General features: G+C 67.2%; 7 protein-coding genes. 2 read left to right on the top strand and 5 right to left on the bottom strand.

The window, feature by feature from the left end:
* Window positions 1-191: 191 nt before the first annotated feature.
* Window positions 192-734 carry a cysteine hydrolase family protein gene (locus AP428_RS19500; RefSeq protein WP_011547566.1) on the top strand — a complete coding sequence of 181 codons (543 nt, stop codon included), beginning with the start codon at window positions 192-194 and terminating at the stop codon, window positions 732-734.
* A gap of 263 nt (window positions 735-997) precedes the next feature.
* Here the strand turns inward: AP428_RS19500 and AP428_RS19495 are convergent, their stop codons facing one another.
* The 5 genes from AP428_RS19495 to AP428_RS19475 form a co-directional block, all read right to left on the bottom strand.
* Window positions 998-2,104, bottom strand: a complete 1,107-nt coding sequence (locus AP428_RS19495) for a porin (protein ID WP_011694745.1) — start codon at window positions 2,102-2,104, stop codon at window positions 998-1,000.
* A 63-nt stretch (window positions 2,105-2,167) separates the two neighbouring features.
* Window positions 2,168-2,587 (bottom strand): DoxX family protein, encoded by a 420-nt coding sequence (locus AP428_RS19490; protein WP_011547564.1) that lies wholly within the window; start codon window positions 2,585-2,587, stop codon window positions 2,168-2,170.
* A gap of 173 nt (window positions 2,588-2,760) precedes the next feature.
* Window positions 2,761-4,038 (bottom strand): cytochrome c, encoded by a 1,278-nt coding sequence (locus AP428_RS19485; protein ID WP_011547563.1) that lies wholly within the window; start codon window positions 4,036-4,038, stop codon window positions 2,761-2,763.
* Between the two features lie 2 nt (window positions 4,039-4,040).
* The gene (locus AP428_RS19480) at window positions 4,041-5,660 is read right to left on the bottom strand and encodes a GMC family oxidoreductase (protein ID WP_011547562.1); all 1,620 of its coding nucleotides are present in this window, start codon (window positions 5,658-5,660) and stop codon (window positions 4,041-4,043) included.
* Window positions 5,660-6,166: a sugar dehydrogenase complex small subunit gene (locus AP428_RS19475; RefSeq protein ID WP_006478877.1), complete on the bottom strand. Its 507-nt coding sequence runs from the start codon at window positions 6,164-6,166 to the stop codon at window positions 5,660-5,662. The genes AP428_RS19480 and AP428_RS19475 overlap by 1 nt, the downstream gene beginning before the upstream one ends.
* Window positions 6,167-6,476: 310 nt before the next feature.
* Here AP428_RS19475 and AP428_RS19470 point away from each other — a divergent pair, with 310 nt between their 5' ends.
* On the top strand, window positions 6,477-12,545 hold the full coding sequence (locus AP428_RS19470; protein ID WP_054928348.1) for an alpha-2-macroglobulin: 6,069 nt from the start codon (window positions 6,477-6,479) through the stop codon (window positions 12,543-12,545).
* The last annotated feature ends 7 nt before the right edge of the window (window positions 12,546-12,552 follow it).

The raw sequence follows: 12,552 nt of genomic DNA, 5'->3' as shown, positions 1-12,552 counted from the left end.
GCATCGGGCATCATCAATCAATGCACAACGCGACGATCACCCTTTCGACGACCACGCGCACGACCGCCTTCGGCGGGCCCGTGCGGCGAGTGCGCGCAAGATCGTAGCGTCACCGATTCCCACAGGCCCCGCCGGTTCCGGACGGGGTCTCGTCGTTTCTCCGTCTGCATCGGCCACTCAGGAGAAACGCAATGTCCGAAGCCCCTTCCCCGAAACGCGCGCTGCTCGTGATCGACATGCAGGTCGGGCTGTTTCATGGTCCCGATCGTCCGCATGACGGTGAACGCCTGCTGGCCAATATCAACCGGCTGATTCACCGAGCGCATGACAGCGGTACACCCGTGTTCGCCGTGCGTCACACCGGCCCGGCCGGCTCGCCGATCGCGCCCGACGCGCCGCTGGCCGCGCTGCTGCCGGAGCTTGCGATCGATACCGCTCGCGACATCGTGTTCGACAAGACGCGGCCGAACTGCTTCGCGGGCACGCGACTCGCCGAGTGGCTGCATGCGGCTGGGATCGGCGAGATCGTGATTGCGGGGATGAAGACGCAGTACTGCGTCGATACGACGTGCCGTGCGGCCGGCGATCTCGGCTTTCGCGCGGTGCTCGTGGCCGATGCGCATACCTGCATGGATACACCCGCGCTACCGGCCGAGCGGATTGTCGCGCACCATAATGCGACGCTTGCAGGCCCGTTTGCGACGCTGACAACGACCGAGGCGTGCGTGTTCTGACGCACCGCGCGCCGATCGGACTGCAGTACGCGAGCGCCCGCGTTGCAAGAGCGTCAGCAGGTGCCGTCAATTGACGGCGCGCCGATCACTCGATGCGTCATACCGACGTTCGAGGACAGAACTGGTCTCGAAGCGGCAGAAGAGCCATGTTGAGGCCATATCGCGTCACGTCACTGACAGCGCCGATACGGCACACGCCGTAAACGCAAAAAGGCACGGACTTCACCGCCCGTGCCTTTTTCACCTGAGCAAACCGCCCGCGCTCAGAACGTATGCATCATCCCCACATACGCGCCCGTCTGCGACTCGCCTGTCATCGGGCTCGTCCCCGACGTCGCATCCCGCGGCGTCGCGAGCAGCGAGAAGTTCGAATTCCCGCCGTTGCGCACATACGCAACCGTCCCATACAGGAACGTACGTTTCGACAGATTGTACGTGGTACCGAGCACGTACATCATCGCGTGCCCCGACGGATCGTGCGACGCATCGCCGCCGCCGTCGCCGACCTTCACGTAATACCCGCCCCCCGTCACCGCCCACTGCGGCGTCGCCGAGTAGGTTGCGCCGAGCCAGTAGTGATCGGCACGATCGGCAACACCAGCCGGACTATCCGGCGCCTGGTAGTGCGTATACGCCCCCTGGATCTTGAACTTCGACACCTTCACGTTCGCACCGACGAAGTACTCGCGCGACGCCGTGAAGACGTTGCTGAACTTGCCGTTGTTGTCGCGCAGCTCGTCGTAGATGCCGCGCACGTCGAGCACCGGCGAGTGGTACGAGATCATGATCCCGTCCGAGCGGCCGAAATCGTCGGGCGCGCCGTAGTTGAAGCCGCGCGACTGGTTGCCGAACGCGTATTGCGCCTGCACGTCGAAGCCGCCGATCACCGGGCTGTGATATTCGATGTTGTTGCTGGTCTGCTGCCAGTTGCGGCCACGCACGAGCGACGCCGACGAAAACGCCTGCTGGACGAACGGATCGAATTCCCACACGCCGTCGCTGTCGATGAACAGGTTGCGGCCGGCCTGCAATTGGCCCCACGTGTTGCTCTTCAACCCGACGTATGCGCGCCGTGACCACATGCGCCCGCCGCCCGTCTGGCCGTTCATCACCTGGAACGCGGTTTCCAGGTTGAACACCGTCGACAGGCCGCCGCCGAGATCCTCGACGCCCTTCAGCCCGAACATGCTGGTGCCCCAGTCGCCGCTTTCCGCGCTCCAGCGCGTCCCGCTGCCACCGTTCGGCTTCGCGATGTGGTTCAGGTATTCGACGCCGCCGTCGATCCGGCCGTACAGCGTGACGCTCGTCTGTGCAAACGCAGCCGCCGGCGTGGCGGCCGCAATCAGCCATGCGAAGTATTTGAGTCGCAAAATGATGCCCCCTCGAAGTCTCGACCGTCCGACGCGCGCCCCATGCACGCGCCTCGGGTCCGCTTATCCGCGATCGATCGAAAAACGTCCGGGGCCCGCCGCGCAGAGCGCGAGCAAGCCGCCCGAGATCGCGATGTTCTTGTAGAAATGAATCATGTTGTTGATCTGCTCGCCGCCCGTCATCGTCCAGTAGTGGTGGCCGATGATGCCGGTGCCGATCGTATACAGCGCAAGCAGCAGCGCGAGCGCGCGCGTCTGGAAACCGACGAGGATCGCGATCCCGACGAACAGCTCCATCACGACGGAAATCGCCGCCGAGATGATCGGCGCCGGCGCGCCCTCGCTCCCCATGAACGCGATCGTACCGGAGAAGTCGATAATCTTCTTCCAGCCGAACATCACGAACAGGATCACGAGCAGAATGCGGGACAGCAGCAGCAGCACATCGCGCTGGGACGCGAGAAACGGTTGATTCGGTGTCATGGTGTGATCAACGAAAACGATGCGCGCAACTGCACGCACCGGATTGCCTGTGAACCGGGGCGAGCGGCCAACCGCGCCGCCCGCCCCGCTCTGCAACAACCGGCATCGGGGCCCGCCCGATGTGCTGTGCTCCTCCTCTTTTCTGTTGTCGCCCTGCTTCGTCGCGTGCCGCGTCAGCGCAGCTTCGCGACGTCCTGCTCGGTCACCTTCGCGGCCGGATTGCCGAACTGCCCGGTCAGGTAGTTCGTGAGCGCGGCGATCTGCGCATCCGACAGCTCGTGACGGAACGCGGGCATCCCGACGTCCTCGCTGCCGGCCTTGCGCTGCACGCCGTTCAGGATCACCTGCACGAGGTTGGTCGGATTCGGCGCGCCGACCGTCGAGTTGTGGAACAGCGGCGGGTAGTAACCGTCCGGCGTACCCTTGCCCTGCATCTGGTGGCAGGTCGCGCAGTTGCCGAGATACAGGCGCGCCGGATCGATACCCGACGACGCGAGCGCGACGCCGCGCAGCTTCAGGCCATCCTCGGCCGGCTTGCCCCACGACGAGCGCGACTGCTTCGCGTCGCCGCTGGCCACCGCCGGCACCGTACGGATGTACGTCGAGATCGCCCCGATGTCGGCTTCGGTCATCTTCGAGAAGCTGTGCTCGATCGCCTCGGCCATCGGGCCGGCTGCCTGCGCGAGGCCCGGCACGCTGCCGGTGCGCAGATACTGGACGAGCTGCTGCTGCGTCCAGCCGCCGATCCCCGCGTTCGGGTCGGACGTGATGTTGTAGCCGTCCCAGCCCGCGAGCACCGAGCCCGACAGGAAGCTGCCGCCCGTTTCGTCGAGCGACTTCTCCTGCATCGCGATGCCGCGCGGCGTGTGGCACGTGCTGCAGTGCGCGAGGCCCTGCACGAGATACGCGCCGCGGTTCCACTCGGCGCTCTGCGCCGGCTTCGGCTGATAGACGCCGTCCTTCAGGAACAGCCAGTTCCAGATCTTCAGCGGCCAGCGCATGCTGAGCAGCGCGGGGATCTCGTTCTTCGGCGGCGCCTGCTTGACCGGTTCGACGCCGTGCATGAAGTACGCGTACAGCGCCTGCACGTCGTCGTCGTTGATCTTCGCGTACGACACGTACGGCATCGCCGGATACAGGTTGTCGCCGTTCTTCGACACGCCGTGCCGCACCGCACGCTCGAAGTCGTCGAACGTCCAGTTGCCGATGCCCGTATCCGGGTCGGGCGTGATGTTGCTCGTATAGATCTTGCCGAGCATCGGCACCGGCATGCCGAGGCCGCCCGCGAACGGCTTGCCGCCCTTTGCGGTGTGGCAGGCCATGCAGTCGCCCGCGACCGCGAGGTATTCGCCGCGCTTGACCTGCGCGGGATCGGCCGAATCGGCCGCGCGTGCGAGGCCGGGCAGCGCGAGGCAGCCGGCCAGGAGGAAGGTGAGAGTAGATTTCCGCACGGTCAGACTTCCTTCTTCAGCGTGTCCGACATCCGCAGCGCGAGCGCCGCGATCGTCAGCGTCACGTTCACCGTACCGACGGTCGGCATCGTCGAACTGCTCGAGATGAACAGGTTCGGATGGTCGAACGTGCGGCAGTCCTTGTCGACGACCGAGTCGCGTGCGTCCGCGCCCATGATCGTCGCGCCCGTGATGTGGTTGTTCGGCGCGAACTCGTCGTTGAAGACGACGTCGGTGCCGCCGAGCACCTTCGCGGCGGTCGCGTAGACCTCGCGCGTATGCACGGCGCCGCGCTTCACGTAATCGTCGATCGCATACGTGATCTCGGGGCGCGGGATGCCGATCGCGTCGGTGGCCGTCTTGCTCGGCACGATGCGGTTCTCGGGTTGCGGCAGGATCTCGTGGAAGCAGTCGAACTGCACGTAGCGTGCGGAACGGTCGCGGATCTGCGCGTCGAGCTCGTCGTGCTTCATCAGCTTGCCGGCCTTGAAGATCTTCTGCGTCTCCTGGTTGATGCGCGACATGTTCGACAGGTGGATCTTCTTCGCGGCTTCGGTCGCGCGGAACGGGCCGTCGCGGAAACCGATCAGCGACGTCATCTCCTGCGGGCCGCGGCCCGGCCACAGTTTCTCGCTCGCATAGAACGACACGCCGGTGCCCGGATGGTCCATCAGGTTGCGGCCGACCATGTCGGAGCTGTTCGCGACGCCGTTCGGGAAATCGCGGTTCGCGGACATCAGCAGGATCTTCGGCGTCTCGATGCCGTTCGCGGCAATGACGAAATACTTGCCTTCGACGCGATGGTCGGCACCCGTCTTGTCCTTGTAGATCGCGGCGGTGATGCGCTTGTCCGGCCCGGTCTCGAGCTTGTAGACGACCGCGCTGTCGATCAGCTTCGCGCCGGCCTGCTCGGCCTTCTCGACGTGGACGATACCGTTGTACATCGCACCGATCGGGCAGATCGGCATGCAATTGTTGTTTCCGCAACAGGTCGGCCGGCCGTCGTACGGGCGGCTGTTACGCGCGACGGGCTCGGTCACCACGTGGAACTTCGGGTCGTAGCCGTTCAGCGCGCTCTTGATGGTCTGCTCGTTGAACGACAACGGCAGCGGCGGCATCGGGTACGCCTGCTTGCGCGGCGAGTACAGGTCTTCCTCGGGGCCCGGGCCCCACACGCCGAGCTCTTCCTCGGCGCGCTGATAGTAATGCTCGAGGTCGTCGTACTGGATCGGCCAGTCGCGGCCGACGCCGTACACGGTCTTCATCTTGAAGTCGTTCGGGATGAAGCGCCACGCGGACGCGGCCCAGTGCCACGTCGTGCCGCCGACCGCGCGGATGTACTGCGAGTTGAACTTGTGCTCGCCCTTCAGGACCAGGTAGTCGTTCGGCGGGCCGTATTCCGGATGCGGGGCCCACGGGCTCGACGGGTACGGCGCCATGAAATCGGTCTTGTCGGCCTGGTTGCGAAAGCGCTCGACGATTTCCCAGCGCGGCATGCGCGGGCCGGCTTCCAGCAGGATCACGGACTTGCCCGCCATCGCGAGCTGGTGTGCAACGATCGCGCCGGCGACACCCGATCCGACGACGACGATGTCGGCTTTTTGCGTATCGGTATCGGCCATCAGGCTTGCCTCTCGATCGGTTTTTCGGCCCAGAAGCCGGGTTTGTTGGGGCAATACGAAGGGATCACGAGCGTATCGGACACCACGCTGAACATTAATGCTTCTTCGTAGGTAATCACGACGTTGTCGACGATGCCGAGATACCACGCGCCGAGAATCGTCAGTGCGAGCGATTCCTGGTCGGGATTCAGCGAGCCGGATGCGAGCGCACCGGCGAGTTGCGGCAGGCTGTCGGCCGTCTTGAACGAGCCCTTCTGCAAGGCCTGCAGATAGCGCTGACCGGTGATGCGGCTCAGCCCCTTCTTGCCGGTCAATGCTTCGGAAAGCGTCATGAACGTATCGAGCGGCGCGGTGCCGGGATCGTCGGCCAGGGCCCGCAACGCCAGCGAGCCGGTGAGGCCCGCCGCCGTCAGCGCCAGTGCTCCCTGCAGCCATTGACGCCGCGTGATGCCGGTTGCGGCTGCGTCGTTGTCACGACGCGATTGGGGGGTGTTGTCGTTGTGCATGTTTCCTTCTCTCGAACACCGGATTCGGGAAAACCACGCTTGATATTTCTCAAACATTGGCGCGGATCTGCAATGTACGCGCACCAGCCGGATCAAACAATCTTTTTATAGTTCATTTAATGTTCCGCAATCCGGGACAATCGAAATTTCGCTGCATTTTTGTGTCGTCGACGCGACAAATCCGCGGCAGGCACCCCCGTGTCGCGTGCCGACCACACACTGCACCCGCATGTCGCGCTGCGCGCGCGCGACGGTCGGTTAGAATCCCGTGCAATCAAACAGAAAGCTTCCCTCCGAGGGCAATCGAGCGATGAAGCAGCGCGACAAGCACAACAAAGAAACGCATCGAACCAACCACACGACCCGGCTGCTCTGGCGCATCGGCGCCGTCGCAACGCTCGGCGCCGCCGCGGCCCTGTCGCTGCATGCGGGCGCGGCGCGCACGGTGAGCGTGTCGCCGCAAGGCACCGTCACCGAAGTCCGGCAGAGCGTCGTCAAGTTCGACGAACCGATGGTCGCGTTCGGCTCGGCGTCCGCGCCGAATCCGGCGCGCGTGACCTGCAACGATTCGACCGCCGCGCGCGGCCAGGGCCACTGGCTCGACGACAAGACCTGGGTTTACGATTTCGAAAGCGACCTGCCGCCCGGCGTCCGCTGCTCGGTCGCGCTCAACGATACGCTGCGCTCGGTCGCCGGCAATGCGGCCAGCGGCCCGCGCCGCTTCACGTTCCAGACGGGCGGCCCGTTCCCGGTGTCGGTCCGCCCCGGCTCGCGCGAGATCGAGGAGCGGCAGGTCTTCGTGATGAAGCTGAACGGCCCGGCCGAGCCGCGCTCGGCACTCGCCAACATCTGGTGCGAAGCGGCCGGCATCGGCAACCGCATTCCGGTCACGGCGGCCGACGACGACACGCGCAACGCCCTGCTCGATCATTTCGGGCTGAAGAAAGAAGCGGCGCGCGTGCTGACGCTGTCGTGCTCGCAGGCGCTGCCGGCAAGCGCGAAGATGCAGCTCGTCTACGGCAAGGGCGTCGCGAGCCCGAGCGGCATCGCGAACGACACCGAGCGGCGCTTCGATTTCACCGTGCGCGCACCGTTCGCGGCAAGCTTCTCGTGCGAACGCGAGAACGCGAAGGCGCCCTGCACGCCGCTGCGCCCGCTCACGCTGTCGTTCAACGCACCAGTCTCGCGCAAGCAGGCCGAAGCGATCAAGCTGCGCGGCCCCGACGGTTCGCTGTCGCCCACCTTCGCCGCCGACGATCACAGCGAGGAAGTGACGACCGTCACGTTCAACCCGCCGCTGCCCGCACAGGCCGCGCTGACCGTCGAGCTGCCGTCGGGCCTGCACGACGTGACCGACCGACCGCTGTCCAACGCCGACCTGTTCCCGCTCGCGACGCGCACCGCACCGATGCCGCCGCTCGCGAAATTCGCGTCGGGCACCTTCGGGATCGTCGAGCGCTTCGCCGAACCCGGTACGCCCGCGCTGGTGCCCGTCACGCTGCGCAATGTCGAGGCCGACCTGCATATCGCCGGCCTCAATGCGGGCGGTGCGCAATTCGCGAACCTGAAGGTCGAGAACGACACCGCGATCCGCCAGTGGATGCGCACCGTCGACCGCTTCGACAACTGGTCGATGACGGCCGGCTCGATCGACGACCAGATTCCCGGGCTGCTGCAACGCAAGGGGCAGCACCCCGTCTACGTGCCGCTCGAGGCCGGCGAAAAACAGCCGGCGCCGAAGAACCGCCGCATCGACGTGCGCTCGCTGTCGCTGCTCGCGGGCGAGCCCGGCGCGCAGGTGCTGACGCTGCCGAAGGCCGATCCGAAGGCGCTGCGTCCGTTCGAAGTGGTCGGCGTGCCGATCGACAAGCCCGGCTTCTACGTGCTCGAACTCGCGTCGCCCGCGCTCGGCCGCTCGCTGCTCGCGAAGCCGTCGAGCATGTACGTGCGCACCACCGTGCTGGTCACGAACCTCGGCGTGCACCTGAAACAGGGGCGCGAGAACAACCTCGTGTGGGTCACGACGCTCGACAAGGGCAAGCCGGTGCCGAATGCGCAGATCCGCGTATCGGACTGCAACGGCGACGAAATCGCGGCCGGCAAGACCGACGCGCAGGGCCTGCTGAAGATCGACGGGCCGTTCGAGCCGAAGCGCGAATGCAGCTCGTCGGGACAGCGCTTTAACGACTACTTCGTGTCGGCCCGCGTGGACGATCCAAAGACGGGCCCCGACATGGCGTTCGTCAGCTCGGGCTGGAACCGCGGGATCGAATCGTGGCGCTTCAACGTGCCGACCGACACCGACAGCGCGCCGACCGTGCGCGCACATACGGTATTCGACCGCACGCTGCTGCGCGCCGGCGAAACCGTGTCGATGAAGCATTTCATCCGCACCGAGACGCTGCAGAGTCTCGCGTTCCCGTCGCAATACCCGACGCGCGTCGCGATCCGCCATCTCGGCACGGGCCAGACCTACAAGCTGCCGCTCACGTGGGCGGCCGACCACAGCGCGGATTCGCAGTTCACGCTGCCGGCCGCCGCGAAGCTCGGCGAATACAGCGTCGAGCTCGAAGGCGGCCCGGACGATGCGCCGACCGCCACGTACTACAGCGGCAGCTTCCGCGTCGAGGCGTTCCGCCTGCCGGTGCTGAAAGGCTCGATCGGCGCGCGCGACGCGCAGAAGAGCCCGCTCGTCGCCGCGAAGGAAGCGCCGCTCGCGGTGCAGATCGACTACGTGTCGGGCGGCGGCGCATCGAACCTGCCGGTGCAGGTATCGGCGCTGATGAAATGGGCGTCGCCGCCGTTCGCGGACCGTTTCGAGGATTTCAGCTTCACGCCGTATCGCCCCGACACGAGCGACGGCAACGCCGACGACGATGCGCAGGACGGCGACAACGCGTCGTCGTCGGCGTCGAGCAACGATCCCGACGCGACCAAGCTGATCGCCGACAAGCTGCCGCTGACGCTCGACCGCAACGGCGCGGGCTCGGTCACGCTCAAGGGCCTGCCGGACGTCGACGCGCCGAAGCGCATTGCGCTGGAGGCGACGTTCGCCGACCCGAACGGCGAAGTGCAGACGATTCGCGGCGACACGATCCTGTGGCCGGCCGCGGTGGTGGCCGGCATCAAGGCCGGCCGCTGGGTGTCGGTCGGCCAGCGCGTGCCGGTGCAGGCGCTGGCGGTCGACCTGCAGGGCAAGCCGCGCGCGTCGGTGCCGATCGAGATCAAGGGCGTCGCGCGCATCACGACGTCGTCGCGCAAGCGGATGGTCGGCGGCTTCTATGCGTACGACAACAAGAGCGACACGCGCGACCTCGGCGTGCTGTGCTCGGGCAAGACCGACGACAAGGGCCGCATGGCCTGCGACGCGACGCTCGAGCAGGCCGGCAACGTGCAGCTGATCGCGGTCGCGAAGGACGGCGACGGCCGCACGTCGAATGCGTCGACGTCGGTATGGGTCACGCGCGAGGACGAACTCTGGTTCGGCGGCGACAACACCGACCGGATCGACGTGATCCCCGAGAAAACGTCGTACGAACCGGGCGAAACGGCCCGCTTCCAGGTGCGCATGCCGTTCCGCTACGCGACCGCGCTGGTGGCGGTCGAGCGCGGCGGCGTGATGGAAACGCACATCGTCGAACTGAACGGCAAGAACCCGACCGTCGACCTGAAGGTCGGCGAATCGTGGGGGCCGAACGTCTACGTATCGGTGCTCGCGCTGCGCGGCCGGATTCGCGAGGTGCCGTGGTACTCGTTCTTCACGTGGGGCTGGAAGGCGCCGGTCGAATGGGCGCGCGCGTTCTGGCGCGAAGGCCGCCACTATGAAGCGCCGACCGCGTTCGTCGACCTGTCGAAGCCCGCGTTCCGCTATGGCCTCGGCGAGATCAAGGTCGGCACGGGCGTTCACCGCCTCGGCGTGACCGTGACGACCGACGCGACCCGCTACACGGTACGCGGCAAGGCGCAGGCGCACGTGAAGGTCACGCTGCCGAACGGCCAGCCGGCGCCGGCCGGCACGCAGATCGCCCTCGCGGCCGTCGACGAGGCGCTGCTCGAACTGATGCCGAACAACAGCTGGGACCTGCTCGACGCGATGCTGCGCCGGCGCGCGTACGGCGTCGAAACGGCCACCGCGCAGATGGAAATCATCGGCCGCCGCCACTTCGGCCGCAAGGCCGTGCCGGCGGGCGGCGGAGGCGGCAGCGCGCCGACCCGGGAGCTGTTCGACACGCTGCTGCTGTGGAACCCGCGCGTGACGCTCGATGCGAACGGCAGCGCAACCGTCGAGGTGCCGCTGAACGATGCGCTCACGCGCTTCCGGATCGTCGCGATCGCGGCGGTCGGCCCCGACCGCTTCGGCACGGGCAGCACGTCGATCCGCAGCACGCAGGATCTGCAACTGATCTCCGGCCTGCCGCCGCTCGTGCGCGAAGGCGACGCGTTCCGTGCGCAGGTCACGCTGCGCAACACGACCGACCGCGCGATGCAGGTCGTCGTGACGCCGCGCGTGACGGGCCTCGACGTCGCACCGCAAACCGTGTCGCTGGCGGCGAACGCGGCGACCGAGGTCGCGTGGACGATCACGGTGCCCGAGCAGGCGCTCGATGCGGCCGGTGCGCTGAACTGGCGCATCGAGGCGGCCGAGCAAGGCGGCAAGCGGGCATCCGACGCGCTGGCCGTCGCGCAGAAGGTCGTGCCCGCGCTGCCAGTCACGGTGCAGCAGGCGACGCTCGCGCAGGTCGACGGCACGCTGACGGTGCCCGTGGCGGCCCCGACCGGCGCCGCGAACAATGCGCAAGGTCTGCCGCGCGGCGGCATCGCGGTATCGCTGCAGTCGAAGCTTGCCGACGGGCTGCCCGGCGTGAAGCGCTGGTTCGAGCGCTATCCGTACCGCTGCCTCGAACAGCAGGCCTCGCGTGCGATCGGCCTGCGCGACCCCGCGCAATGGCAGGCGCTGATCGCACGGATGCCCGTCTATCTCGACAGCGACGGCCTGGCGAGCTACTTCCCGCCGTCGTCCGACGATTCGCACCACGGCAGCCCGACGCTGTCGTCGTATCTCCTCGTGGTGTCCGACGAAGCCAGCCGTCTCGATCCGCGCTTCGCGCTGCCGGAAGACCTGCGCACGCAGCTCGAAGCCGGGCTCGCGCGCTTCGTCGACGGCCGCCTCGAGCGCAACGCGTGGGCGCCGCGCCAGGATCGCGACCTGCGCAAGCTCGCGGCGATCGAGGCGCTGTCGCGCTACGGCGCCGCGCAGGGCCGCATGCTCGGTTCGATCGAGATCGCGCCGAACCAGTGGCCGACGTCGGCGGTGATCGACTATCACGCGATCCTGACGCGCGTGAAGGACATCCCGCAACGCGACGAAAAACGCGCGCAGGTCGAACAGATCCTGCGGGCACGCCTGACGTACCAGGGCACGCAGCTCGTGTTCTCGACCGCGCGCGACGACGACCTGTGGTGGCTGATGACCAGCAACGAGACCAACGCCGCACGCCTCGCGCTGGAATTCGCGGGCGACCCCGCATGGAAGGATGAAATGCCGCGCGTGACGGCCGGCCTGCTCGCGCTGCAACGCCAGGGCGCCTGGCAGACGACGACGTCGAACGCGCTCGGCCTGCTCGCGGTCGAGCGCTTCTCGCGGACCTACGAGAGCACGCCGGTCGCCGGCGCGACGAAGGTTGCGCTCGGCGGCAACGAGCGCTCGATCTCGTGGTCGCAGACGGCATCGGCCGCGCCCGCCGAGTCGCCCGCATCGGCAGCGCCGTCGGCGTCGGCCACGCCCGCGACCCGCGCGGCCACCGCGCGCAGCGTGCTGATGCCGTGGCCGCGTGCGTCGCAGGGGCCGGCCACGCTGTCGGTCACGCAGGACGGCACCGGCCGCCCGTGGGCGACCGTCGAAAGCCTCGCGGCCGTGCCGCTGCGTGCGCCGTTTGCTGCCGGCTACCGGATCACGAAGACCGTCACGCCCGTGTCGCCGGCCGTCAACGGCGTGCTGACGCGCGGCGACGTCGTGCGCGTGCATCTCGACATCGATGCGCAGAGCGACATGACGTGGGTCGCCGTCAACGATCCGATCCCGGCCGGTGCGACGATCCTCGGGTCGGGCCTCGGCCGCGATTCCGAAGCCGCGACGCAGGGCGAGAAAACGCCGGACGGCGCGTGGCCGGCGTTCATCGAGCGCGACTTCGACGGCTATCGCGCGTACTACGACTATTTGCCGAAGGGCAAATTCTCGGTGGAGTACACGGTACGGCTGAACAACGTCGGCACGTTCGGCCTGCCGCCGACGCGCGTCGAGGCACTGTATGCGCCGTCCGTGTACGGCCTGTGGCCGAACCCGCCGATGACCGTGAAGCCGGCCGACTCGGGCAAGTAACGAGCAC

The organism is Burkholderia sp. E168m22, assembly GCF_001319805.1.
GTDB lineage: Bacteria > Pseudomonadota > Gammaproteobacteria > Burkholderiales > Burkholderiaceae > Burkholderia > Burkholderia orbicola.
This window is presented reverse-complemented; position numbering and strand designations above follow the sequence as displayed.

Coding starts and splice junctions, on each gene's coding strand:
- AP428_RS19490 (WP_011547564.1), bottom strand. CDS start 2,587: ATGACACCGAATCAACCGTTTCTCGCGTCCCAGCGCGATGTGCTGCTG.
- AP428_RS19470 (WP_054928348.1), top strand. CDS start 6,477: ATGAAGCAGCGCGACAAGCACAACAAAGAAACGCATCGAACCAACCAC.
- AP428_RS19500 (WP_011547566.1), top strand. CDS start 192: ATGTCCGAAGCCCCTTCCCCGAAACGCGCGCTGCTCGTGATCGACATG.
- AP428_RS19480 (WP_011547562.1), bottom strand. CDS start 5,660: ATGGCCGATACCGATACGCAAAAAGCCGACATCGTCGTCGTCGGATCG.
- AP428_RS19475 (WP_006478877.1), bottom strand. CDS start 6,166: ATGCACAACGACAACACCCCCCAATCGCGTCGTGACAACGACGCAGCC.